A 24,802-nucleotide genomic window follows, 5' to 3' on the forward strand; every position below is an offset into this window, starting at 1 on the left:
ACGGCACGCAGTCGCAACCAGCGCTGGTTGGGACTGCGTGCCGTTACTCCAATAGGTTCGTAGCTGCGTTGCGCCGCGACACCCACAGGGCCGGCTGGGGTTAGTCGACGGCGCTGAGGAAGACCGCGAACACGGGCGGGCGAGCCCGCACCAGCTCGAGGCGCCCGCCGTCCGCCTCGGCGAGGTCCCGGGCCAGCGCCAGCCCCAGCCCGGTGCTGCCGCTGCTGCTCACGCTGCGCTCGAACACCCGCGAGCCGAGCTCGGGGGGCACCCCCTCCCCCTCGTCCGTGACCTCCACCACGACCGAGCGACCCGTGTGCCGGGCGGTGATCGATACCGTGCCGCGCCCGTGCTGCAGGCTGTTCTCCACCAGCGTCGCGAGCACCTGCGAGAACGCCCCCGGGGTGGCGACCACGGACACCGGCTCCACCGGGTGCAGCACCAGCCGGCGGCGGCGCTCGCGGAAGGCCGGCGTCCACTCCTCGATCTGCTGCTCCAGGATCTGCACCAGGTTCACCGACGTCACCGTGGTGCGCCGCTGCAGCCGCGAGCGGGCGAGCAGGCTGTCGACCACCTGGGTCAGCCGCTCGACCTGGTTGAGCGCGACGCGGGCCTCCTCGTGGACCTCGTCGACCTCCTCGCTGGTGGCGATCTCCTCCAGCCGCATGGACAGGGCGGTCAGCGGCGTGCGCAGCTGGTGGCTGGCGTCGGAGGCGAACTCGCGCTCCGCCGCCAGCGCCGCCGCCATGGACGCCGCGCTGCGCTCCAGCCCGGCGGCCACCCGGTCGAGCTCGGGGACGCCGCTGCTGACCGGCCGCAGCCGGGACTCGCCCCGCCCGAGCCGGTCGGCGTTGTCCGCCAGGACGGCGAGCGGCTCGACCAGCCGGCGTGCCTGCCAGGTCGCCGACAGGGCGGCGACCGCGAACGCGACCACGGACAACGCCAGGATGCCCAGGCCGAGCTCGGCGATCTGCAGGTTCACCCGGGTCCGGCTGACCTCCACCACCACGACGGTGTCCCCGCCGCTGCTCGCGGCCCGCACGAGGTCACCGGCGATGGGCGTGCCGACGTCCAGCACACCCTCGCTCGAGGAGACCCGGGCGTGCAGGTGCCCGCCGTTGCGGCCCTCTGCGAGCTCGGCCTCGATCTGCGCCCCGAGCTCGGGGAGCGGAGCGTCCCCGCGCTCCACCAGCATCTGCACGTCCGAGGCGCGACGGCTCAGGTCCGACGTGGTCTGCCGGAACACCGACCAGGCGCCGAGCCCGACCAGCGGTGCACCGACCAGCAGGACGCCGACGGCGGCGGCGATCAGGGACGAGCGGAGCAGCCGGGCACGCACCGCCGCTGCTCAGGCGTCCCGCTCGAACCGGAACCCGACGCCGCGCACCGTCGCGATGAACCGCGGCTGACCCGCCTCGTCGCCGAGCTTGCGGCGAAGCCAGGACACGTGCATGTCGAGCGTCTTGGTCGAGCCGTACCAGTCGGCGTCCCAGACCTCGCGCATGAGCTGCTCGCGGGGCACCACCCGGCCGGCCTCGCGCACCAGAACGCGGAGCAGGTCGAACTCCTTGGCAGTCAGCTGCAGCTCGGTGTCGTCCAGAAAGGCCTGCCGTGCCTCGGCGTCGATCCGTACCCGCGGTGTCGGCTCGGACTCGTGGCCGCCGCGGCGCAGCAGGGCGCGGGCCCGGGCGAGCAGCTCGGCGAGCCGAAACGGTTTGGTGACGTAGTCGTCGGCCCCGGCGTCCAGCCCCACGACGGTGTCGACCTCGTCGGCACGGGCCGTCAGCACCAGCACCGGGACGTCGCTGCCGGAGGCGCGGATCTCGCGGCACACGTCCAGGCCGTCCATCCCCGGCAGGCCGAGGTCGAGGACGACGAGGTCGACGTCCTCACGGGCCCCGGCCAGCGCACTGGGGCCGTCGGCGCGGACGTCGACCTCGTACCCCTCGCGGCGCAGGGCGCGGGCCAGCGGCTCGGCGATCGAGGCGTCGTCCTCGGCGAGCAGCACCCGGGTCATGGGCGTCATCGTAGGGCCAGCGGACACCGGCGTCCGGTGGTCGCTATGAGCAGTTTCCACCAACCGCTTCAGGCGTCTCCGGGCCACACCGGCGGACGGCGCTCCGCGAACGCCCGGACGCCCTCGGCGCGGTCCGGCGAGAAGGCCGTGGCACGCCACGCGGAGTCCTCGACGGCCAGCCCGGTGGCCAGGTCGACGTCCAGCCCGAGGCGCATCGCGCGCTTCGCCTGGCGGAGCCCCACGGGCGAGTTGGCGGCGATGGCGGTGGCGATCTCGATCGCGGCATCGCGGGCCGTGCCGGCCGGGACGACGCGGTCCACGCAGCCGTGCGCGAGCGCCTCGGCCGCCGTGAGCCGGCGGGCGGTGAACACCAGGTCCGCGGCGCGTGACCAGCCGACCCGGCGGGTGAGCAGCTGCGTGCCGCCACCGCCCGGGATGACGCCGACGCTGACCTCCGGCAGCCCGACCACCGCGGTGTCGTCCGCCACGACCAGGTCGCAGGACAGGGCGATCTCGAACCCGCCGCCCAGCGCGTAGCCGTGCACGGCCGCCACCACCGGCATGGGCAGGTCCAGGACGCCGCGGTAGGCCGCCGCCGTCGTCGGCCGCTGTGCGATCAGGTCGGCGTCGCTGAAACCGTTGCGCTCCTTGAGGTCCGCCCCCACGCAGAACGCCTTCTCGGCCGAGCTGCTGACCACCACGGCGCGGGTGCCGCGCGTGGCGGCGAGCGCGGACGTCGCCTCGACCAGGTCGCGGGCCATCGCGGTGGACACCGCGTTCAGCGCCTCGGGACGGTTGAGCACGAGCTCGACGACGTGCTCACCCACGGCGCGCAGGGTCACGTGCTCCAGCTCGATCAGGTCATCGCTCGGTTCAGGGGTCACGGCTGCACGCTATCGCCGCCGCAGCACCCAGGGGACGACGTGGCCGATGCCGCGCAGCGAGCGCCCGCGCAGCTGCTGCACCTCGACGTCCTCGAGGTCGGCGAGCGAGTGCACGGTCGCGACGTCCACCAGGACGGTGCCCGGGCGGGCCAGCGCGGTCAGCCGGCTGGCCCGGTTCACGGTGGTGCCGAAGACGTCGCCGAGGCGGCCGACGACCGGTCCGGTGGCCATCCCGACCCGGACGTCGGGCAGCAGGTCGTCGTTGCTGATCTCCTCCGCCACACCGAGCGCGATCGCCGCGGCGCGGGCCCCGGGGCGGGCGACGAACAGCACCTCGTCGCCGACCGTCTTGACCACCCGACCGCCGTGCGCGGTGACCACGTCGGAGGCCACGGCCTCGAACCGCTGCACCATCGCGGCCAGCTCGCGCTCCGTCAGCCGGCGCACGACCCGGGTGAACGAGACGAGGTCGGCGAACCCGACGGCGCGCACGGTGGCCGCGACGTCGTGGTCGTGGCTGGGGTCGTCGTGGTCCTCGCCCGGGGCGGCGTCGCCGGGCCCCAGCGCCGGGTCGACCGCGAGCTCGGCCTCGGACTCGCTGTCCGCCAGGATCCGGGCCAGCGCGGACGCGGCCTGCCGGCGCCAGGCGTAGGCGACCAGCGGCTCGAGCTGGTCCGCGATCTGGGTGAACAGCTCGGCCGTCCGCCGGGCCGCGGCGCGGTCCGGGGTGGCGGCGGGCGCGGACAGCTCGTCCAGTCCCTGCACGTACTCGGCGAGCAGCTGGACCTGCCAGGTGGCCAGCCGGTCCACCGAACGGCCGATGGCCCGGGTCATGCCGAGCGCCGTCGCCTCGTCCATCAGGCCGTCGCGGACCAGCCCGGTCACCGCGCGCAGGGCGACGACGTCGTGCTCGGTGAACGCCTCGTCCTCGTCGTCGACGATGGGGAAGCCCAGCGCCCGCCAGAACTTGCGGGCCGACAACAGGGACACCCCGGCGGCCTGGCTGGCCTGGCGCCGGCGCAGGGTGCGCGGTGCGCCGAGCAGGCTCTCGTCGTCCGGCGCCGCCGGCGAGGACGGTGGCGCCGGCTCGTCAGGCATCGTGCCGGTCGTGCAGCCCGCCGTCGTCGCGGGCGGCGAGCGCGTCGTCCGCCAGCTCGTAGAGCCGCCGCTGCACCATCTCGACGCCGGGGACGTCGCGCAGCAGCAGCTGGCCGCGCTCACCGGCGGACTCGACGACCAGCGTCCCGCAGCCCAGCACCCGCTCGATCACGGTGTGCGAGAACGAGATGTCGTTGATCCGGGTCAGCGGCATGTCCCGACCGTTGCGGGCGATCAGGCCGTGCCGGGTGATCAGCCGCCGGTCGGTCACGATGTAGTGCGTGGTGGCCCACCGGATCACGTGCCGCAACGTCCCGAGGAACAGCAGGATCGCCGCGACCACGATGATCCCCACCCGCAGACCGGTCTGCGACGTGCCCTCGGGCACCCGGGCGGTCAGGTAGGACGCCACCGGGACGATGACCAGCAGCACCAGCACCGGGACGACCAGCGTCTTCCAGTGCGGGTGCAGGTCGAGCTCGACGTGCTCGTCGTCAGACAGCAGGCGCGCGTAGGACATGCGTGCATCATGCCGTGTCGGGGGCTCGCTCGGGACGCACGTGGACGACGTCACCGGCGGCGAGCGCCTGGACCGGCCCGCCGTCGGGCCACACCAGCAGCCGACCCTCGTCGTCCACCCCCTCGGCGACGCCCTCCAGCACGTTCGACCCGGGCAGCTCGACCCGGACCTGCTGGCCGATCGTCAGGCAGCGCTCGCGGTAGGCGGCCGCCACCCCGCTGCGCCGGGGGTCGCCGCCGGCCGCGGCCCACGCCTGGTAGCGGACGCCGACCGCGCGCAGCACCGCCCGCAGGACGGTGTCCCGGTCGGTCACGGCGGCGCCCTCGATCGCTAGCGACGTCGCGGTGGGCACGGGCAGCTCGTCAGCGCGCTGCAGGACGTTGAGGCCCACCCCGACCACGATGCCCGCACCGGACGGGTGCTCCACCACCTCCGCGAGCACGCCGGACAGCTTGCGGTCGCCCACCAGGACGTCGTTCGGCCACTTCAGCCGGGCGTTCAGGCCGGCCACGTGGATGAGCGCGTCGCTGACCCCCAGCCCCACCGCGAGGGGCACCCAGGACCACAGCGCCCGGCTCACGCCGTCCGGACGCACGAAGAACGAGACGGCGACCGCCGAGCGCGGCGGTGTCGTCCAGGTGCGGTCGCGCCGGCCGCGCCCGGACTGCTGGTCGTCGGTGGTCAGCACCGCGCCGGGCCCGGCGCGGCCCGCCCGCACGGCGGCGGCCAGGTCGGCGTTGGTCGACCCGGTGGCCGGGACGACGTCCAGTGCCGTCCAGGGGGCGGTGAGCACAGCACGGCGCAGCGCGCCCTCCCGCAGCGGGGGGCGCGACAGGTCCCCCCAGGCCGTCCCGTCCACGCCCCCGAGCCTACGGGCACTACGCTGCGGTTCGTGCCTGACGACGACGCCACCAGCGCGACCAACGCCGACGCCGCTGCGGTCCCGGCCGAGCCCGAGATCGACATCCACACCACGGCCGGCAAGCTCGCCGACCTGCACCGGCGCAACGACGAGGCCGTGCACGCCGGGTCGAAGCGGATGGTCGAGAAGCAGCACGCCAAGGGCAAGAAGACGGCGCGCGAGCGGGTCGACGTGCTGCTCGACGAGGGCAGCTTCGTCGAGATGGACGAGCTGGCCCGGCACCGCTCCACGAACTTCGGCCAGCAGAAGAAGCGCCCGTACGGCGACGGCGTGATCACCGGTTACGGCACGGTGGACGGGCGGCCGGTCGCGGTGTTCAGCCAGGACGTGACGGTGTTCGGCGGCAGCCTGGGCGAGGTCTACGGCGAGAAGATCGTCAAGGTGCTCGACCTGGCGATGAAGCTCGGCTGCCCGGTCGTGGGCATCAACGAGGGCGGCGGCGCGCGCATTCAGGAGGGTGTGGTCTCGCTCGGCCTGTACGGCGAGATCTTCCAGCGGAACGTGCACGCCAGCGGGGTGATCCCGCAGATCTCGCTGATCATGGGCGCGGCCGCCGGCGGGCACGTCTACTCCCCCGCGCTGACCGACTTCGTGGTGATGGTCGACCAGACCTCGCAGATGTTCATCACCGGCCCCGACGTGATCAAGACCGTCACCGGCGAGGACGTCACGATGGAGGACCTCGGCGGCGCGCGCACGCACAACACGCGCAGCGGCAACGCGCACTACATGGGCGCGGACGAGGACGACGCCATCGAGTACGTGAAGCAGCTGCTGTCGTACCTGCCGAGCAACAACCTGGACGAGGCGCCGGTCTTCGACACCGACGTGGCGGCGGACGTGGCGGACGTGGCGGAGGAGGACTCGTTCCTCGACTCGTTCATCCCGGACTCGGCGAACCAGCCGTACGACATGCACACCGTGCTCGAGCACGTGCTGGACGACGGCGAGTTCTGCGAGGTGCACGCGCTGTTCGCACCGAACATCCTGGTCGGCTTCGGCCGGGTCGAGGGCCGGTCGGTGGGCATCGTGGCGAACCAGCCGATGCAGTTCGCCGGCACGCTGGACATCGACGCCTCCGAGAAGGCCGCCCGGTTCGTGCGCACCTGCGACGCGTTCAACGTGCCGGTGCTGACCTTCGTGGACGTGCCGGGCTTCCTGCCCGGCACCGACCAGGAGTGGAACGGCATCATCCGGCGCGGCGCCAAGCTCATCTACGCGTACGCCGAGGCCACCGTCCCGAAGATCACCGTGATCACCCGCAAGGCGTACGGCGGCGCGTACGACGTCATGGGGTCCAAGCACCTCGGCGCCGACATCAACCTGGCCTGGCCGACCGCGCAGATCGCGGTGATGGGCGCGCAGGGGGCGGCGAACATCGTGTACCGCGGCGAGCTCAAGGCGGTCGCCGACCGCGGTGAGGACGTCGACGCCGAGCGGCAGCGCCTGATCCGCGAGTACGAGGACACCCTGGCCAACCCCTACATCGCCGCCGAGCGCGGGTACGTCGACTCGGTCATCCCGCCGTCCTTCACCCGCTCGTACGTGATCAAGGCGCTGCGGGTGCTGCGGACCAAGCGCGAGACGCTACCGCCCAAGAAGCACGGGAACATCCCGCTGTGAGCGAGCAGCCCGAGCCCGCAGGCCTTGCGGTGCAGGTGATCCGCGGCGAGCCGACGGCCGAGGAGGTCGCGGCACTGGTCGTCGTCCTCTCGGCCGTGGCCGGGGGTTCGTCGGCCGGGGAGCCGCCGGCACCGACATCGCTGTGGGCCAGTGGCGCACGGGCTCGGACGGCGCCGATGCCCGGTGCGGGCGCCTGGCGGGCCAGCGGCCTGCCGCGCTGAGCGAGCGCGGGGCGGTGCGGGTGACGACGGTGCACCAGCTGTCCCGGCAGGACGCCCGGCGGATCGCCGTCCGCGCCCAGCTGCTCGACGCCCGGCGCCCCACCGACCTGCAGGACGTCGTCCGGCACCTGACGCTGCTGCAGGTCGACCAGGTGCAGGCGGTGGCCCCCAGTGCCGACCTGGTGGCCTGGAGCCGACTCGGCTCGGGGTACGCACCGGCCGAGCTGCAGGCGGCGCTGGCCGCTCGTGTGCTGGTCGAGCTGCAGATGATGGTCCGCCCGGCGGAGGACCTGGCCTTCTACCTCGCCGACATGGCCGCCTGGGACGAGACGACGGGCCGCGGCGAGTGGGAGGCCGCGCACCGCGCGTGGCTGCAGGCGAACGACGCGTGCCGCCGCGACATCCTGCACCGGCTCGACGTGCACGGTCCGCACCGCGGGCGCGACCTGCCGGACACCTGCGTGCGGTCGTGGGGGTCGTCGGGCTGGAACAACAACCGCAACGTGGGCCGGTTGCTCGAGCTGATGGAGGCGCGCGGCGAGGTCGCGGTCAGCGGCCACGAGGGCCGGGACCGGCTGTGGGACCTGGCCGAGCGGGTGTACCCCGAGGTGGACGTGGTCCCGGCGGACGAGGCGCGGCGCACCCGGAACGAGCTGCGGCTGCGGTCGCTGGGGCTGGCCCGGGCCCGCGCCACGCAGACCTCGACCGAGCCGAACGACGTCGGCGAGGTGGGCGAGGTCGCGGTCGTCGAGGGCGTCCGCGGGCAGTGGCGGGTGGACCCGTCGCTGCTCGGTCAGCCGTTCGCCGGGCGCACCGCGCTGCTGTCACCGCTGGACCGGCTCGTCTACGACCGCAAGCGGATGGCCGAGCTGTTCGCGTTCGACTACCAGCTCGAGATGTACAAGCCTGCGGCGAAGCGACGCTGGGGCTACTACGCCCTGCCGGTGCTGCACGGCGACCGCCTGGTCGGCAAGGTCGATGCCACCACGGACCGCACGAAGGGGGTGCTGCGGGTCGACGCGATCCACGAGGACGAGCCGTTCGGCGAGGACGTCCGTGCCGCGGTGCGCGCCGAGCTCGAGGACCTCGCGCAGTGGCTCGAGCTGGACCCGGTCCTGCCGCGGTAGTGCGGCCCGAGGCCGCCGCGCACCTATGATCACGACCAACGACCTACCTGGAGGTGCCCGTGCACGGCTGGCTGTTGTGGGGACTCGTCCTACCCGTCCTGCTCGTCGTCGCAGGCGTGGTGACCATCCGGCGTCGCAAGGACCGTCGCTGACCCCGTGCGTGCGGTGAGCTCGTCACTAGAGGATCCGCTCGGCGTCCGAGGCGTGCGGCTCGCCTACGACGAGGTCGCGGAGTCCTACGCCGCCTACCTCCCGGACACCCGGGCCGAGGCCGCGCTCGACCTCGCCATGGTCGACGCCTTCGCCGAGGCCGTGGGCGCCGGGGACGACACACCGATCCTGGACGCCGGGTGCGGCGCCGGGCGGATGAGCCGCTACCTGGCCGCGCAGGGGTGCCGCGTCGAGGGCCTGGACCTGTCGCCGGCGATGGTCGCGGTCGCGCGCCGCCAGCAGCCCGGCGTGGTGTTCACCGAGGGCTCGCTGACCGCCCTGCCCTACCCCGACAACCGGTTCGCCGGCGTGCTGCTCTGGTACTCGCTCATCCACACCCCGCCGGCCGGCCAGGCCCGGATCTTCACCGAGGCGGCCCGGGTGCTGCGCCCCGGGGGCCACCTGCTCGTCGGGTTCCAGACCGGCGAGGGGACGCGCGACGTGTCCGCGGCGTACCGGCGGTTCGGCCACGAGATCGAGCTGGAACGCCACTGCTACCCGGCCGACCAGGTCGCGGGACACCTCGAGGCCGCCGGCCTGCGGGAGTCGGCTCGCCTGGTGCGCACCGCCCAGGGAAACGAGCGGGACGGCCAGGCGGTCCTGCTGGCTCAGGCCCCGTGACCAGACGGCACCGGGGGATCGTGAACGAGCGTCAGGAGCCGTGCGCCGTACGGATCGTCGACCAGCCGTAGCGCACCTTGGTCGTCGTCGGCCGCAGGATCCGGAACTGGTACCGGGCGGGCATCTGCGCGCCCGCCTTGACCAGGAACACGACGCGGCCGTTCGAGGCGACGCGCGCCTTGGCCGTGTGCCACCCGATACCCCACCGGTAGTAGAGGGTCGCAGTCAGTCCCTTCTCGTACGGGGCGACGTCACCGATCACCCTGATCGTCTGGGACCGCTTGATCCTGCTCGGGGCGCTGGAGATGCGTGCGGTCCCGCCGACCGCCACGGTCAGGGACGGACCGGTCCCGGAGCCGGCACGGTGCGCGACCCCCGTGGTCACCACGCGGTAGGCACTGGTCGCGTAGCCCCGCAGCGGGAAGCTCACCGCGCCGGTGCTCGAGCTCGTCGTCCTGGCGATCGTGGTCCAGGTGCTGGTGCCGGCCACCCGGCGCTGCAGCTGGGACGGCAGTCCGGCCAACGGCTTGCCGTCGTTGCCGCGCACCGTCCCGCGCAGCGTGAACGTGGTCGCGTACCGGACCTGCGCGTGCGAGGTGAGGGTGGCCCGGGCGATCGGCAGGACGCGGAGGTCCGTCGCCAGGGTGTACTCCAGCTCCTGACTGGGGCGCACGGTCAGCACGAGGTGGTGCAGACCGGGTTCGGCCCAGCGGACGTCGGCACTCGCGGCCAGCTCGGCCGGGCAGTCGCCCAGGCAGGTCGAGTTGACGTAGCTGTTGAGGGTGTAGCCGTCGATCGTGAGGTCCCACGACTGGATCCCGCCGGCGGTGGAGGTGATCGCGGCGGCGACCGGCATCGCCGTCCCGGACACGACGTCGGCGGCCGGCGCCGTGGTCCACTGCACGGCGAAGGTCCGGACGATCGCGACGTCGTAGCTGAGGTCCTTGGTGACACCGTGGTTGTCCGTGACCGTGAAGGTCAGGGTGTGCGGCCCGTCCGGCAGGCGCCCGCCGAAGTCGACGTTGACCTGGCCGCCGACGGTCTCCCACTCGTCGTAGACCGTGGAGCTGATCGGGCTCCCGTCCACCGAGACGACGGCCCGAACCGGCCGCACGCCCTGCAGGGCCGAGGTGTAGGTCAGGGTGGTCCCGACCATCCCGTCGCTGATCGTCGTACCCAGGTCCGGCCCGGTCAGGGTGAACCCGTGCTGGACGGTCAGCGGCGCGACGAGCGGGACGGACTGCACGCCGCGGCTGTCGACCGCGAAGAGGTACAGCGTGCGCTCGCCCTCCGGGGAGGCGGCCGTGTCCAGCGTCAGGGTCCACGGCTCACCGGGCGCGGTCGGCGCGTCCCACAGCGTCCCGGTCTGCGGTGTGCCGTTCCAGACCGCCACGGTGGCGCCGTCCGCGCGAGCCTCGGCGGTGGCGTGCAGGGTCAGGGACTGGTCGGAGAGCAGGTGGTACTTGCCGTCGCCCCAGTCACCGGTCATCGCGGGCAGGTCGACGTGCAGGACGGGTCGCTGGTTGTCGAACACGACCGTCCTGGTGGCGATGACGTTCGCGGCGCCGTTGAGCCCGAAGACCGTCACCTGCACCGTGCCCGGGCCGTCGGCATCGAGGTCGTCGGGGAAGCCGAACGCCTTGACCGTGTCGAACGCGGCGCTGACCGTGCAGGTCACCTGGCACCGGGGGAACGTGGACACCTTCTTGCTGGCACCGCCGAGCCTGAGCCAGACGTCGCTGTCGTACGGCGGTTGGAGCTGCTCGATCTTGGCCGACACGGTGACCGTTCCGGACACGACGGCGTCGGCGGTCGGGCTGAGGATCGTGATGGTCGGCGGGGTCGGCGGGGCGTCGGCGGGATCAGCCGGGTCAGCGGTCGCCGACCCGGCACCGCTGACCAGCAGGCCCAGCGCCGCCACGGCGACCAGCAGCGCGCGCGCCCCCCGGCGGCGCGTCGAATGACGCGATCCCATGCATTCTCCTCGACGGGCGGCCCGACCGGCTTGATGGTCGACGCGTCATTGTGCACGCAACAGGGGCGTGCCGTCCGACAAACACGGCCGCCGCTCGGCCAGTCGGTGTGCGCCGGCTCGGCGGGCCTGGCAGGGTCGTCCGATGCTGAGTCAGGTGGCCGACGGGGTCTGCGTCCAGTCGAATCCGGAGCCGACCCGACGCACGGACGGTGGGGCGGCGCGGAAGGGCGACTCCTGAATGGTCAACATCGTGCTGGCGGGCGGGATCTCGCTGGTGGTGTCGCTGCTCGGGACGCCACTGTTCACGCGGTTCCTGGTGCGACGAGGTTACGGCCAGTTCATCCGGGACGACCTGACCCAGCACCACTTCAAGCGAGGCAAGCCGACCATGGGCGGCGCCGTCATCATCGGTGCCGCTCTGGTCGGCTACGTCGGCTCGCACCTGGTCCTGATGGCGGTGGGTGCCGGCGGCGCCCTGGCGGTCGCGCCCGGCCGGTTCAGCCTCGGCGCCCTGCTGGTCCTGCTGCTGCTGGTCGGGATGGGCATCGTGGGCTTCCTGGACGACTACACGAAGATCTCGAAGGCCCGCAGCCTCGGTCTGACCTCCAAGCAGAAGCTGCTGGGCCAGGCCGTCGTCACCCTGGCCTTCGCGCTGCCCGCGCTGCTCGCCGAGGACGACGCCGGCCGCGCCCCGGCCTCGGCGGCGATCTCGTTCGTCCGGGACACCCCCCTCGATCTCGCCGCCGCCGGGCCGGTCCTCGGTGTCCTCCTCTTCCTCCTGTGGGCGAACCTGCTGGTCGCCGGGGCGTCGAACGGTGTCAACGTCACCGACGGCCTGGACGGCCTCGCCACCGGAGCGTGCGTGATGGTCTTCAGCGCGTACACCGGCATCAGCCTGTGGCAGTACAACCAGAGCTGCACGGCCGCGGCCGCGCCCACGTGCTACGACGTGCGGGACCCGCTGGACCTCGCCGTCGTCGCCTGCGCCATCGCGGGCGCCTGCTTCGGGTTCCTGTGGTGGAACGCCTCGCCGGCGAGCATCATCATGGGCGACACGGGATCGCTCTCCCTCGGCGCAGCACTGGCCGGCCTGGCCATCCTGACTCGCACCGAGCTGTTGCTCGTGGTGCTCGGCGGGCTCTTCGTGATCGTCACGATGTCCGTGGTCATCCAGGTCGCCAGCTTCAAGCTGACCGGCCGGCGGGTGTTCCGGATGGCGCCGCTGCACCACCACTTCGAGCTGCTCGGGTGGGCTGAGATCACCATCGTCATCCGGTTCTGGATCATCGCCGGGATCTGCGCGATGGCCGGCCTGGGCCTGTTCTACGCGGAGTGGCTCACCGGGCTGTGAGCCTGGCTGCCCTCGCCGGCATCAGACCCGGCGTTGGTACATGGGGCAGATCTCCCGGACCCGGAAACCCAAGGTCTCGTTGATCGCGACCATCCACGCGTTGGCGTCGGCGTTGCCCGTCACCACGAACTCGCGGGTGGGGTGCTCGGCCTGCAGGCGACGCAGGTTCTCGACCTTCACCGCCAGCCCGAGGCGGTGGCCACGGTGCTCGGCCCGCACCAGCGTCCCCCACTGCCAGACGCTGCGCGTGGAACCGCCGGCGATGACCAGGTCGGTGTAGGCGACGACCTGGCCGGTCGTCGGGTCGACCGCCACGGTGGTGAACCGGCGGGTGCCCTGGTCGCGCTCGAGCTGGAGCTCCGCCTGGTACCGCTCGGGGTCCAAGGACTCCGGCTCGAAGTCGATGTCCCCCGTCGGCGCCTCGGCGTCCACCAGGTTCGACGCCTCGCACAACGACGGCTGCAGGTGCCCCGGGACGCCGTCGAGATAGGTGGCCAGCTCGTACCGGCCGGCCCAGCCGCCGCGGGCCAGCTCCGCCAGCTCGTCGAGGCGCTCCGTCGGGACCGGTAGCGGCAGGCTCCGCATCGAGTCCTGGCTGGCCTCCTCGAAGCCGTGCTTCGCGGCGAACCGGCGGTACGGGTGCTCCGGGGTCGAGTCAGCCGGGGCCAGCAGGTCGCCGATGATCTCGCTGCGCGAGCGCGCCCTCGCGACGTCCACCACCTGCTGCACGAGCGCGGAGCCCGCGCCGGCGCGCCGGTGGTCCGGGTGCACGTGGATCTCCGTGTGGATCTTGGAGGTGTTGTCGTGCAACGGGATCCAGATCATCGCGAACCCGACCAGGGCGTCCCCGTCGTACGCCCCCCACACCTCGTGGTCCTCGCCGCTGTCCCGGAACCGGCGCTCCAGCGCCCAGGTGCCGTAGGACTGGGCGTCGTTCCACGGTCGCTCGAACGACCGGCTGGCCACCCACACGGCGTGCGCCTGGGTCAGCACCGCGTCGTCGCCGACGTCCACCTGTCGCACCTGCACGGCGTCCACGCTAGGGCGACGGGCCCGGACGCCGCGAACGATTTACCGACCGGCGGGGACGACGTGGGTAGGGTGCCAGCGTGACTGCGCCCACCACCGACAACGCCCGCCAGCGCACCGCCGTCGACGAGATCGCGGACGCCCACCTGGACGCCGAGATCGCCGTCGACCCGATCGCGGCGACCTACCTCGGCGTCGCCGGGTACGAGACCGAGCTGACGGACTACTCCCCCAGCGGACACCAGGAACGGCGCGAGGTCGGCCTGCGCACGCTGCGCGCCCTGGACGACGTCCAGCCGGTCGACGACGTGGACCGGGTCACCATCGCGGCCATGCGCGAGCGCCTCGGGCTCGCCGAGGAGCTGTACGCCATCCAGGCGGACGACCACGACGTGAACGTCCTGGCCAGCCCGCTGCAGTCGATCCGCTCGGTGTACGACCTGATGCACAAGGACTCGCCGGACGACTGGGCCACCATCGCCACCCGGCTGACCAGGACGCCGGAGGCGATGGCGGGCTACGTGGCGTCGCTGCGCGAGGGCATCGCGCGCGGGGTGACGCCGCCGCGGCGCCAGGTCGAGCAGTGCGCGGTGCAGGCCGACAAGCACGGCAGCGCGGACGGCTTCTTCGCCGAGCTCGCCTCCGGCGCGCGCGCCGGCGACACCGACCTGCCGTCGTCCGTCGCGGCCGAGCTCGGCCGAGCCGCCGCGGTCGCCGCGCACTCCTACACCGAGCTCGCCACCTTCCTGCGCGAGGAGCTGCTGCCGGTGGCCCGCGAGGCCGACGCGGTCGGCCGCGAGGAGTACGCGCTGCGCTCGCGGTACTTCCTGGGCGCGACCGTCGACCTCGACGAGACCTACGAGTGGGGTCGCGCCGAGCTTGCCCGGATCGAGGCCGAGATGCGTGTGGTGGCCGAGCAGATCAAGCCCGGAGCCACCCCGGACGAGGCGATGCAGGCCCTGGACGACGACCCCGCCCGCCAGCTCGAGGGCACCGACGGCCTGCAGGCCTGGATGCAGCAGCTCAGCGACGCCGCGGTCGACGCCATGGCCGGCACCCACTTCGACATCCCGGAGCCGGTGCGCCGGCTCGAGTGCTGCATCGCGCCCACCCACGAGGGCGGCATCTACTACACGGGGCCGAGCGAGGACTTCAGCCGCCCCGGGCGCATGTGGTGGTCGGTACCGGACGACGTGACGACCTTCGGCACCTGGCGCGAGACCACGACCGTCTACCACGAAGGGGTTCCGGGACACCACCTCCAGGTCGCGCAGACCGTGTACCGGTCGGCGCTGCTGAACCGTTGGCGCCGGCTCGGCTGCTGGGTCAGCGGGCACGGCGAGGGCTGGGCGCTGTACGCCGAGCGGCTGATGGCCGACCTGGGCTTCCTGGACGACCCGGGCGACCGGATGGGCATGCTGGACGGGCAGCGGATGCGCGCGGCCCGGGTGGTGCTGGACATCGGGGTGCACTGCGAGCTGGCCGCGCCGGCCGAGCTCGGCGGAGGTACCTGGGACGCCGCCAAGGCGTGGGAGTTCTTCCGGCACAAGGCGAACATGGCCGAGTCGATCCTGCGCTTCGAGGTGGACCGCTACCTCGGCTGGCCGGGTCAGGCCCCGTCGTACAAGGTCGGCGAGCGCCTGTGGCTGGACGTCCGCGACCAGGTCCGGGCCCGGGAGGGCGCCGACTTCGACCTGGCCCGGTTCCACCGCCGTGCCCTGGACCTCGGCTCGGTCGGTCTCGACGTCCTGCACGGGGCGCTCCTGCCGTGACCGGTCCGCGCCTGGTCCTCGCCTCCGCGTCCCCCGCACGCCTGCGCACCTTGCGATCGGCGGGGCTGGACCCCGTCGTGCAGGTCTCGGACGTCGACGAGGACGCCCGACTGGTCGCGGCGCAGGAGGTCTACGGCCAGCTCGAGCCGGACCAGGTCGCGCTCGTGCTGGCCCGGGCCAAGGCCGAGGCGGTCGCCGACACCCTGGACGACGGGCTGGTGCTGGGCTGCGACTCGGTGCTGGAGCTGGACGGCGAGACGCACGGGAAGCCGGCCGACGCGGCGGCCGCGGCCCAGCGGTGGCGGCGGATGCGCGGCCGCTCCGGGGTGCTGCACACCGGGCACTGGCTGGTGGACCTGCGCGACGACGCCGACGGCGGCAGCGGCGCGACGCTCGGTGCGGTGTCGTCGACCACGGTGCACTTCGCCGACGTCAGCGACGAGGAGATCGACGCCTACGTCGCCACCGGTGAGCCGCTGGCCGTGGCCGGCGCGTTCACCACGGACGGGCTGGGCGGAGCCTTCGTGCGCGGCATCGAGGGGGACCACCACACGGTGGTCGGCGTGAGCCTGCCGGTGCTGCGCGAGCTGCTGGCCGAGTGCGGCGTGCGGTGGACCGACCTGTGGAGCCGGCCGGCGACCTGACCGAGATTTGACGCGGGGCGAACGAGAGGGTTAGGTGAGGCTAACCTTCAACGTTCAAGGAGTATGCGTGCTGCCCACCTTCGTGATCGGGCTGCGCGAGGGACTCGAAGCAGCCCTGATCGTCGGGATCATCGCCGCCTTCCTCGCCGGCCAGGGACGTCGCGACGCCCTCCGCCAGGTGTGGATCGGCGTCGGCACCGCCATCGTCATCTGCCTGGGCGTCGGGTTCGGGCTGAACGCGCTCGAGCGGAGCCTGCCGCAGCGCCAGCAGGAGCAGCTCGAGACCGTGATCGGCCTCATCGCGGTGGGCATGGTCACCTGGATGATCTTCTGGATGCGCAAGAACGCGCGCCACCTGAAGAAGGACCTTGAGGGGGCCGCCGGCGCGGCGCTCGCCAACGGCTCGGCCCGGGCGCTCGTCCTGATGGCCTTCCTCGCGGTGTTCCGGGAGGGCTTCGAGACCGCCGTCTTCCTGCTCTCGGTGTTCCAGAGCAGCACGAACGCCGTCACCGCCTCGCTCGGCGCGCTGCTCGGCATCCTGCTCGCGTCCGTGCTCGGCTACGGCATCTACCGCGGCGGCGTGCGGATCAACCTGCAGAGGTTCTTCACCGTCACCGGCTCCGTGCTCGTCGTCGTGGCCGGCGGCCTGCTGATGACCGCCGCGCACACCGCCCACGAGGCCGGCTGGCTGGACATCGGCCAGGGCACGGTCGCGGACCTCACCTGGCTGGTCACCCCCGGGACGGCGCAGGCTGCGCTGATCACCGGCGTCCTGGGCATCCAGCCGCAGCCCACCGTCGCCGAGGTGACCGTCTGGGTGCTCTACGTCGTCCCGATGCTGTTCGTCGTCCTCTGGAAGCCGCGGCGCAAGCCCGCCGCCAAGCCTGCTGACGAGGCTGTCAGCAAGGCCACCGCCTGACCCTGCCCTCGTCGATCCCGCACCGATCCCGCACCGATCCCGCACCGATCCCGCTGATCCACCCCACACGTCACCCGAGAGGTACCAAGACATGACCGCCGCACGCCTCACGACGGCAACCGTCGCCGCCGCAGCAGCCGCCTGCCTGATCCTGACCGGCTGCAGCAACTCCGACGACGCGGCGAGCGCCGGCGCCAAGAAGATCGCGGTCAAGGTGACGGACCAGGGCTGCGCGGCCGAGCCCGCGACCGCCGAGGCCGGCGCGCTCACCTTCGAGGTGACCAACACGGACGCCAAGCGGGTGACCGAAGCCGAGGTGCTGAAGGACGGCAAGATCCTCGGCGAGAAGGAGAACCTCACGCCCGGCCTGTCCGGGACGTTCACGCTGCGCCTCGAGCCGGGCGAGTACGTGGTGCTCTGCCCGAACGCCGCGACCGACCAGTCGCCGTTCACCGTGACCGCGGCCAAGGGTGCGACTGCCGCCGCGTCGGTGGACGCCGACCTGGCCAGCAGCGTCGCGACGTACAAGGCGTACCTCGAGGACCAGACCGCGCAGCTCACCGCGCAGACCGAGAAGTTCGTCGCGGCCGTCAAGGCCGGGGACGTCGCCAAGGCCAAGGCGCTGTTCGCACCCACCCGTGCGTACTACGAGCGGATCGAGCCGGTCGCCGAGAGCTTCGGTGACCTGGACCCGCAGATCGACGCCCGGGTCAACGACGTGGACCCCGGTGACGAGTGGACCGGCTTCCACAAGCTGGAGAAGGCGCTGTGGGCGGACGGCTCGCTCGACGGCACCGGTCCGGTGGCCGACAAGCTGCTGACCGACGTGAAGGACCTCGAGTCCAAGGTCACGACCGTCGAGCTCGCTCCTGAGCAGATCGCCAACGGCGCCGTCGGCCTGCTCGACGAGGTGGCCAAGAGCAAGATCACCGGCGAGGAGGACCGCTACAGCCACACCGACCTGTGGGACTTCGCGGCCAACGTCGCCGGCGCGCGGGAGGCGGTCGACGTCCTGGCGCCGACGCTGCGCGCGAAGGACGCCGCGCTGCTCACCACGATCAACGGCCAGTTCAAGGACGTCCTGGCCTCGCTGTCGCAGTACCAGACGGCGGACGGCTACGAGGACTACTCGGCCGTCACGGACGACCAGCGCCGCACGATGACCACGCAGGTCAACGCGCTCGCCGAGTCCCTGAGCAAGGTCGCCCCGCTCATCGCGTGAGCGAGACGCGGAGCTGGAGGAAACCATGACCGAGACCGGACGGATCTCCCGCCGGCGCTTCCTCGGCGGCCTCGGTGCCGCCGGGGCCGGCGCCGGGCTGGGTGCTGTCGCGGTCGCGGCGCACGCCCAGCCGCCGGACCCGGTGCCGGGCGGCTCCGGGGTCGGCGCGGGTGCCCGGGTGGACTTCCACGGCGTGCACCAGGCCGGGATCGGGACGGCGTCCCAGGACCGGTTGGCGTTCGCGGCCTTCGACGTCACCACCAAGGACGCCGACGCGCTGCGCCGGGTGCTGACGGACTGGACCGCGGCCGCTGTCGCGATGACCCGGGGCGTGCCGGTGCCGGGGTCGTCGTCCGACCCGATCGCCCCGCCGGCGGACACCGGGGAGGCCCGTGGGTTGCCGCCGTCCGCGCTGACCGTCACGGTCGGGTTCGGTCCCTCGTTGTTCGACGAGCGGTTCGGGCTGGCGAGCCGTCGTCCCGCGGCGCTCGAGCCGATCCCCGCGCTGCCGGGCGACGAGCTGCAGCCGCAGCGGGTCGGCGGGGACCTGGTCATCCAGGCCTGCTCGAACGACCCGCAGGTCGCCTTCCACGTCATCCGCAACCTCGCCCGGATCGGCAGCGGTTCCGTGGCGATGCGCTGGTCGCAGCTCGGCTTCGGCCGGACGTCGGCCACCTCGGTGACCCAGTCCACGCCGCGCAACCTGATGGGTTTCAAGGACGGCACCCGCAACATCCGCGGCGAGGACACGGCGGCCATGGACAAGCACGTCTGGGTCGGCGACGAGTCCGACCAGGACTGGATGCGCGGGGGCACCTACCTGGTGTCGCGGCGGATCCGGATGCTGGTCGAGTCCTGGGACCGCGACTACCTTGCCGACCAGCAGGCCGTCTTCGGCCGGCACAAGGACTCTGGCGCGCCGCTGACCGGGACGGACGAGTTCGACGTGCCGGACTACCACGCCAAGGGCGCGGACGGCGAGACGGTCATCGCGCAGGACGCGCACATCCGGCTGGTCAGCCCGGAGAACAACGACGGCCTGACCATCCTGCGCCGCGGGTTCTCGTACACGGACGGCATCGACGACATCGGGCTGCTGGACGCCGGGCTGTTCTTCATCGCGTTCCAGCAGGACCCGCGCAAGCAGTTCGTGCCGCTGCAGCGCAAGATCGGCCGGGTGGACGCGCTGAACGAGTACATCAAGCACACCGGCAGCGGGGTGTGGGCCTGCCCGCCGGGCCTGCCGGACGACACGCGCACCTGGGCCGACCAGCTCTTCGCCTGACCCCGGTCAGCCCATCCCCCACCCACGCACCATTCGCGCTTGACGTGCTTTTCGGGGCCTCATAGCCACGTGGAGCGCGAGAGGTGCGGGCCTACCTTGGGGATCAGACCGGGGGGACGCCGCGACGTCGGCTGGTGAAGGACCGGTCGCGGTTCGTGGCGTAGCGCAACCGCTGGCGCAGCTCCTCGCGCAGGTCCTCGGGCTCGACGACGCCGTCCAGCACGAGGTCGCTGACGAGGCGCTCGAGGTCGACGTCCTCCTCGTACTCGCGGCGCCGGTCGGCCACGAACTGGGCGCGCTCGTCCTCGTCCTCGATCGCCGCGATCTTGTTGGCGTACACGGCGTTCACGGCGGCGTCGGGGCCCATCACGGCGATCCGCGCGGTGGGCAGCGCGATGCACGCGTCGGGCCCGAAACCGGGGCCCGCCATGGCGTAGAGGCCGGCCCCGTACGCCTTGCGGACGACGACGCTGACCTGCGGCACGGTCGCCTCGGACACCGCACTGACCATCTTCGCGCCGTGCCGGATGATGCCGCCGCGCTCGACCTCGGACCCGATCATGAAGCCCGGCACGTCGGCCAGGTAGATCAGCGGCACGTTGAACGCATCGCACCACCAGATGAACCGGGCGGCCTTGTCCGCGCTGTCCGCGAACAGCACGCCGCCGCGCACCATCGAGTTGTTGGCCACGATGCCGACGGTCTCGCCGTCCAGCCGGCCGAAGCCGGTGACCAGCTCGGCCGCGAACAGCGGCTTGACCTCGAAGAACGAGTCGTCGTCGACGATGCCGTCGATGACGTCGTGGACGTCGAAGGGCTGGCTCTCGACCTCGGGGACCACCGTGGCGTCCAGCGGGGACGCGGGTCCCTCGCCGGCGTACGACGGCGGCTTCTCGCGCCACGTCGACGGCAGGTAGGAGAACAGCAGCCGGGCCTGCTCGATCGCGTCCGTGTCGTCGACCGCCAGCAGGTCGCCGCAACCCGAGACGGTGCAGTGCATCCGCGCGCCGCCCATCTCCTCCAGCGACACCTTCTCGCCGACGACCATCTCGGCCATCCGGGGACTGCCCAGGTACATGGAAGCGTTGCCCTCCACCATGATCACGCAGTCGGTGAAGGACGGGATGTACGCGCCACCGGCCGCCGACGGGCCGAACAGGCAGCAGATCTGCGGCACCCGACCGGACAGCGCGACCTGGTTGTGGAAGATCCGCCCGGCGCCGCGGCGTCCGGGGAAGAGGTCGACCTGGTCGGTGATCCGAGCGCCGGCCGAGTCGACGAACCAGAACACCGGAAGCTCTTCGCGCAGAGCGGCTTCGGTCGCCCGGACGATCTTCTCGACCGTCCGCGCGCCCCACGACCCTGCCTTCACGGTCGGGTCGTTGGCGACCACGATCGCGGGACGGCCGTCGACCAGGCCGCGGCCGGTGACGACCCCGTCCGCGGGCAGCCCCTCGGCCATCGCGTTGGCGTATCGGCCGTCCTCGACGAACGAGCCCTCGTCGAACAGCAGGGCGATGCGCTCGCGGACGTAGAGCTTGTTCTGCCCGGCCAGCTTCTCGGCGGCCTTGGGCGTCGGCTCGGCCGAGGCCTCGTGCGCCGCCTTCAGCCGCGCCCGGACCTCGGCGACCCTGGGGTCGGCCGGGTGGGTCACGACGGCAGCCCGAGGCCGCGCGCGATGACCATGCGCTGCACCTCGCTGGTGCCCTCGCCGATCTCCAGGATCTTGGCGTCCCGGTAGAACCGCGCGACGGGGTACTCCTCCATGAAACCGTTGCCGCCGAAGATCTGCGTGGCGATCCGGGTGGCGTTGACCGCGGCCTCGGTGGAGTAGAGCTTGGCGATGGCGGCCGCCTGCTTGACCTCGGCCACGCTGCGCTGGCCCTCGTGGTGCAGGTCCTTGAGCCAGGCGGCCTTGTAGGTCAGCATCCGGGCCGCCTCGACCGAGACGGCGAGGTCGGCGACCTGGAACGAGACGCCCTGGTTCACGCCGATCGGGCGACCGAACGCGGTGCGGGTCTTGGCGTACTCGGTGCTCGCCTCGAGGCAGGCCTGGGCCAGTCCGACGGCCAGCGCGGAGATCGCGATGCGGCCGTCGTCCAGCGTCTTGAGGAACTGCTTGAAGCCCGCGCCGCGCGCCCCCAGGAGGTGGTCGGCCGGCACCCGCGCGCCGTCGAAGCTGAGGCCGTGCGTGTCGCTGGCGTGCCAGCCGAGCTTCTCGTAGGCCGGCTCGACCGTGAAACCCGGTGTGCCAGAGGGGACCAGGATCGCCGAGATCTCGGGGCGGCCGTCGTCCAGGGTGCCGGTTCGGGCCGTCACGGTGACCACGCTGGTGATGTCCGTGCCCGAGTTGGTGATGAAGGCCTTGGCGCCGTCGACGACCCACTCGGCCGACTCGCCGTCGCCCTCGAGCCGGGCCTTGGTGCGGCTCGCACCCGCGTCGGACCCGGCGTCCGGCTCGGTCAGCCCGAAGGCCGCCAGGGCCCGGCCCGCAACGAGATCCGGCAGCCAGCGCTGCTTCTGCTCGTCCGTGCCGTAGCTCAGGATCGGGTTGATGCCCAGGCCCACGCCCGCGGACAGGGTGATGCCGATCGACTGGTCGACCCGGCCGAGCTCCTCGATCGCCACGCAGAGCGACGTGAAGTCGCCGCCGGCGCCGCCGTACTCCTCCGGCACGACCAGCCCGAACAGCCCGAGGTCGCCCATCTGCGGCACCAGCTCGACCGGGAAGCGGTGCTCGCGGTCCCACTGGGCGGCGTGCGGAGCGATCTGCTCGGTGGCGAACTCGCGCACGACCGAGCGGAAGTCCTCGTGCTCCTTGGACAGTTCGAAGGCGGTCATCGTTGATCTCCTGAACGGTTCTTGACGTTGACGTAAACGTAAAGCACGATGGCGGTCATGTCCACCCGCTCAGGCAGCTCCGCGGCCACCGCCCCGGCCCGCACGTGGAGCATCGCCGAGGTGGCCGAGGAGTTCGGCATCACCCACCGCACGATCCGCTACTACGAGGACGTCGGCCTGGTGTCACCCGAGCGCCGCGGCACCGTGCGCGTCTTCCACCCCCGCGACCGGATCCGGCTGCAGCTGGTCCTGCGCGGCAAGCGGCTGGGCTTCCCGCTCGAGGAGATCCGGACCATCGTCGACATGTACGACCAGCAGCCGGGCGAGGCGGGCCAGCTGCGCTACCTGCTCGGCCAGATCGGCGACCGGCGGGCCGAGCTGGAGGAACGGCGCCGGGACGTCGAGTCCGCCCTCGCCGAGCTGGCGGACCTCGAGCGGCGCTGCGAGGACGACCTGCGAGTCCTGCGCACCGACTGACCACTGTCGGTCCGTTGTGCCACCATTGGCGGCGCCGAAGGGGGGCCCGTTGCACGCAGGAGCACGTCGTGGTGCGTCGGCGCGCCGCCGTGCGCTCGCCTGCCTGGCGGTGCTCGGGGTGGCCCTGGCCCTCCTGCTCGCAGGGCTCGTCTCGCCTGCGGCCAGCTCCGCTGCCGACCCTGACGACCAGGCCGGACGCCTGCTCCTGCTGCTGGACGTGTCCGGCTCGATGAAGGAGAAGGACGCCAGCGGCCAGCCCAAGATCGTCGGCGCCAAGCACGCCCTGGACGACCTGATCCCGACCCTGCCGCGGGACGCCGCCGTCGGGCTGCGGGTCTACGGCGCGACCGTCAAGGGCGGCAAGCCGACCCCACAGGCCTGCCGGGACACCCAGCTGGCCGTCCCGCTCGGCACCGACAACCGCGCCCAGCTGCGCGCGGCCGTGGACGCCGTCCAGCCCAAGGGCGAGACGCCGATCGCCTACTCGTTGCGGCAGGCGGCCCACGACCTCGGCAGCACCGGCCCCCGCAGCATCGTGCTCGTCTCGGACGGTGAGGAGTCCTGCGTCAAGGACGTCTGCCCGGCGGCGCGTGCGCTGTCCGCCGCCCAGATCGACCTGAAGATCGACGTGATCGGGCTCGGCGTCGACTCGACCACCCGCAAGCAGCTGGCGTGCATCGCCAGGGAGGGCAGGGGCCGCTACTACGACGCGCGCGACGCGGCCGACCTCGGCGTCTCGGTCACCACGGCGTCCCTGCGCGCCCTGCGACCGTTCCGGTTCAACGGGTCCACGATCCGCGGCAGCGCCGACCCGGCCAGGCCCACGGACGTCGGCCCCGGGCTCTTCGTGGACTCCCTCGGGCCGCGCCCGGCTCAGCGCAGCTACCGGCTCACGACCCTGCCCGGCGCGACGTACCACGTGAACGTGACGATGCGCCCGGACGCCGCCACCTACGGCGCGCAGGACGCGATCAGGCTGCGGCTGCGCGCACCCGACGGAACGGTGTGCGGCGAGCAGAGCGCCCGCCGCGTCTCCCCGGGCCGGGTTGCCAGCCTGCTCGTCGCAACCGCCAACGCGGCCGTGTCCGCCGACCCCCGCGACGCGGGCCGCCCGTGCGGCTCGCCGAAGGCGCTCACCGTCACCGTGGACCGCGACGTCTCCGGTGCCGTGACATCCGGCCGGGCCACGCCGTACGAGCTCGTCGTCCTGGAGGAGCCCCCGCTGGCCGGCAACCAGTCCCTGCCCGCCGGGGCCGCCGACGTCCGCCCGGCGCCGGTGCCCGCCGCCGAGCCCACCCGTCCCGTCGTGGGCGGGTCGTCGTTCAGCCTCGCCGCCACCCTCACCGCGGGTTCGTGGACGGACTCGATCCGCCCCGGTGAGGTGCTCGTCTACCGGGTGCGGACCCAGTGGGGACAGCGGGCCGTGGTCAGCCTCAACGCGCTAGCCGGCGACACCGGCACCCGCCTGCAGGCCGCCGGGGTGAACGCCGTCCCCGTCGACCTGCGCAGCTTCGCCCCGGACCGGCGCGACGTCACCCCGGCGCCGCTGTCCGCGCGGTACTCCGGCTCGCCGTTCGCCCTCACCGCCGCCAGCCCCACCGCGACGTACCGCAACCGCGAGGTCTCCCCCACCGGCGACAGCGCGCTCGCCGGCTACAGCTACTTCGTGGTGCAGGCCGGTGAGAGCACCAACGAGTTCGCCGTGCCGCTGCGGTTGGACGTCGCCGTCACCGGTGCCGCGTCAGCCGGCCCGCAGTACGCGCCGGGCTCCGGGAAGGTGGCCGCGGCCAGCACCCCGAGCGCCCAGCCCTCCAGCCAGCCCTCCGGCCAGCCCTCCAGCCAGCCCTCCAGCCAGCCCGGCTCGCCCGGGGCCGGCGCCGGCGGGTCGACGTCCGGGGCCGCGGCCACCGACACCGGCGCCTCGTCGGCCCTGCCGTGGCTGCTCGGCGGCGTCGCCGCCGTCGCCGTGCTCGCCCTGCTCTTCCGGGTCGGTCACGTCGGGATGCTGATCGGCCGCATCCGGCACCGTTGAGGCCCGGGGCGG

The 24,802-nt window shown here is 72.8% G+C and carries 22 protein-coding genes; 12 read left to right on the plus strand and 10 right to left on the minus strand.

Annotated features, from left to right (window positions below; all coding sequences use genetic code 11):
• Positions 1–100: 100 nt before the first annotated feature.
• The 6 genes from ABEB17_RS03320 to ABEB17_RS03345 form a co-directional block, all read right to left on the minus strand.
• On the minus strand, positions 101–1,339 hold the full coding sequence (locus tag ABEB17_RS03320; protein WP_345715148.1) for a sensor histidine kinase: 1,239 nt from the start codon (positions 1,337–1,339) through the stop codon (positions 101–103).
• Positions 1,340–1,348: 9 nt separating this feature from the next.
• A complete protein-coding gene (locus ABEB17_RS03325) occupies positions 1,349–2,017 on the minus strand; it encodes a response regulator transcription factor (RefSeq protein ID WP_345715149.1) in 669 nt (222 codons plus the stop codon).
• 68 nt (positions 2,018–2,085) lie between these two features.
• Positions 2,086–2,868 (minus strand): enoyl-CoA hydratase-related protein, encoded by a 783-nt coding sequence (locus tag ABEB17_RS03330; RefSeq protein WP_378227084.1) that lies wholly within the window; start codon positions 2,866–2,868, stop codon positions 2,086–2,088.
• A gap of 42 nt (positions 2,869–2,910) precedes the next feature.
• A complete protein-coding gene (locus ABEB17_RS03335) occupies positions 2,911–3,999 on the minus strand; it encodes an adenylate/guanylate cyclase domain-containing protein (RefSeq protein ID WP_345715150.1) in 1,089 nt (362 codons plus the stop codon).
• The gene (locus tag ABEB17_RS03340; RefSeq protein WP_345715151.1) at positions 3,992–4,519 is read right to left on the minus strand and encodes a PH domain-containing protein; all 528 of its coding nucleotides are present in this window, start codon (positions 4,517–4,519) and stop codon (positions 3,992–3,994) included. Before ABEB17_RS03340 ends, ABEB17_RS03335 begins: the two co-directional genes overlap by 8 nt.
• A gap of 7 nt (positions 4,520–4,526) precedes the next feature.
• Positions 4,527–5,378, minus strand: a complete 852-nt coding sequence (locus tag ABEB17_RS03345; protein ID WP_345715152.1) for a biotin--[acetyl-CoA-carboxylase] ligase — start codon at positions 5,376–5,378, stop codon at positions 4,527–4,529.
• A gap of 33 nt (positions 5,379–5,411) precedes the next feature.
• Here ABEB17_RS03345 and ABEB17_RS03350 point away from each other — a divergent pair, with 33 nt between their 5' ends.
• The 4 genes from ABEB17_RS03350 to ABEB17_RS03365 all read left to right on the plus strand — a co-directional run bounded on the left by ABEB17_RS03350 (position 5,412) and on the right by ABEB17_RS03365 (position 9,243).
• Positions 5,412–7,064, plus strand: coding sequence for an acyl-CoA carboxylase subunit beta (locus tag ABEB17_RS03350; protein ID WP_378227057.1), 1,653 nt, complete (start codon positions 5,412–5,414; stop codon positions 7,062–7,064).
• Positions 7,061–7,285, plus strand: coding sequence for an acyl-CoA carboxylase subunit epsilon (locus tag ABEB17_RS03355; protein WP_345715153.1), 225 nt, complete (start codon positions 7,061–7,063; stop codon positions 7,283–7,285). Before ABEB17_RS03350 ends, ABEB17_RS03355 begins: the two co-directional genes overlap by 4 nt.
• Positions 7,286–7,314: 29 nt before the next feature.
• The gene (locus ABEB17_RS03360) at positions 7,315–8,412 is read left to right on the plus strand and encodes a DNA glycosylase AlkZ-like family protein (protein WP_345715790.1); all 1,098 of its coding nucleotides are present in this window, start codon (positions 7,315–7,317) and stop codon (positions 8,410–8,412) included.
• Positions 8,413–8,577: 165 nt separating this feature from the next.
• Positions 8,578–9,243: a class I SAM-dependent DNA methyltransferase gene (locus tag ABEB17_RS03365; protein WP_345715154.1), complete on the plus strand. Its 666-nt coding sequence runs from the start codon at positions 8,578–8,580 to the stop codon at positions 9,241–9,243.
• Between the two features lie 31 nt (positions 9,244–9,274).
• On the opposite strand, the gene ABEB17_RS03370 is transcribed toward ABEB17_RS03365, so the two are convergent.
• Positions 9,275–11,218: a hypothetical protein gene (locus ABEB17_RS03370; protein ID WP_345715155.1), complete on the minus strand. Its 1,944-nt coding sequence runs from the start codon at positions 11,216–11,218 to the stop codon at positions 9,275–9,277.
• Positions 11,219–11,456: 238 nt separating this feature from the next.
• Between ABEB17_RS03370 and mraY the strand changes: the two genes are divergently transcribed.
• Entirely contained in the window at positions 11,457–12,569 is a 1,113-nt protein-coding gene (mraY, locus tag ABEB17_RS03375; protein WP_345715156.1) for a phospho-N-acetylmuramoyl-pentapeptide-transferase, read from the plus strand.
• A gap of 21 nt (positions 12,570–12,590) precedes the next feature.
• Here the strand turns inward: mraY and ABEB17_RS03380 are convergent, their stop codons facing one another.
• Positions 12,591–13,598: a GNAT family N-acetyltransferase gene (locus tag ABEB17_RS03380; RefSeq protein WP_345715157.1), complete on the minus strand. Its 1,008-nt coding sequence runs from the start codon at positions 13,596–13,598 to the stop codon at positions 12,591–12,593.
• An 80-nt stretch (positions 13,599–13,678) separates the two neighbouring features.
• Between ABEB17_RS03380 and ABEB17_RS03385 the strand changes: the two genes are divergently transcribed.
• The 5 genes from ABEB17_RS03385 (at position 13,679) to efeB (ending at position 19,440) form a co-directional block, all read left to right on the plus strand.
• A complete protein-coding gene (locus ABEB17_RS03385; RefSeq protein ID WP_345715158.1) occupies positions 13,679–15,370 on the plus strand; it encodes a DUF885 domain-containing protein in 1,692 nt (563 codons plus the stop codon).
• Positions 15,367–16,014, plus strand: a complete 648-nt coding sequence (locus ABEB17_RS03390) for a Maf family protein (RefSeq protein ID WP_345715159.1) — start codon at positions 15,367–15,369, stop codon at positions 16,012–16,014. Before ABEB17_RS03385 ends, ABEB17_RS03390 begins: the two co-directional genes overlap by 4 nt.
• A gap of 67 nt (positions 16,015–16,081) precedes the next feature.
• Positions 16,082–16,933 carry an iron uptake transporter permease EfeU gene (gene efeU, locus ABEB17_RS03395; protein ID WP_345715160.1) on the plus strand — a complete coding sequence of 284 codons (852 nt, stop codon included), beginning with the start codon at positions 16,082–16,084 and terminating at the stop codon, positions 16,931–16,933.
• Between the two features lie 91 nt (positions 16,934–17,024).
• Entirely contained in the window at positions 17,025–18,155 is a 1,131-nt protein-coding gene (gene efeO / locus ABEB17_RS03400) for an iron uptake system protein EfeO (RefSeq protein WP_345715161.1), read from the plus strand.
• A 25-nt stretch (positions 18,156–18,180) separates the two neighbouring features.
• Positions 18,181–19,440, plus strand: coding sequence for an iron uptake transporter deferrochelatase/peroxidase subunit (gene efeB, locus ABEB17_RS03405; protein WP_345715162.1), 1,260 nt, complete (start codon positions 18,181–18,183; stop codon positions 19,438–19,440).
• A gap of 103 nt (positions 19,441–19,543) precedes the next feature.
• On the opposite strand, the gene ABEB17_RS03410 is transcribed toward efeB, so the two are convergent.
• Together ABEB17_RS03410 and ABEB17_RS03415 are read right to left on the minus strand one after the other, a co-directional pair.
• Positions 19,544–21,094 (minus strand): acyl-CoA carboxylase subunit beta, encoded by a 1,551-nt coding sequence (locus ABEB17_RS03410; protein ID WP_345715163.1) that lies wholly within the window; start codon positions 21,092–21,094, stop codon positions 19,544–19,546.
• Positions 21,091–22,281, minus strand: coding sequence for an acyl-CoA dehydrogenase family protein (locus ABEB17_RS03415; protein WP_345715164.1), 1,191 nt, complete (start codon positions 22,279–22,281; stop codon positions 21,091–21,093). Before ABEB17_RS03415 ends, ABEB17_RS03410 begins: the two co-directional genes overlap by 4 nt.
• A 57-nt stretch (positions 22,282–22,338) precedes the next feature.
• On the opposite strand from ABEB17_RS03415, the gene ABEB17_RS03420 reads away from it, so the two are divergent.
• Together ABEB17_RS03420 and ABEB17_RS03425 are read left to right on the plus strand one after the other, a co-directional pair.
• Complete coding sequence (locus ABEB17_RS03420) at positions 22,339–22,758, plus strand: MerR family transcriptional regulator (RefSeq protein ID WP_345715165.1); 420 nt, start codon at positions 22,339–22,341, stop codon at positions 22,756–22,758.
• Positions 22,759–22,807: 49 nt separating this feature from the next.
• On the plus strand, positions 22,808–24,790 hold the full coding sequence (locus ABEB17_RS03425; protein WP_345715166.1) for a VWA domain-containing protein: 1,983 nt from the start codon (positions 22,808–22,810) through the stop codon (positions 24,788–24,790).
• Positions 24,791–24,802: the final 12 nt, after the last annotated feature.

Source organism: Angustibacter luteus, assembly GCF_039541115.1.
GTDB lineage: Bacteria > Actinomycetota > Actinomycetes > Actinomycetales > Angustibacteraceae > Angustibacter > Angustibacter luteus.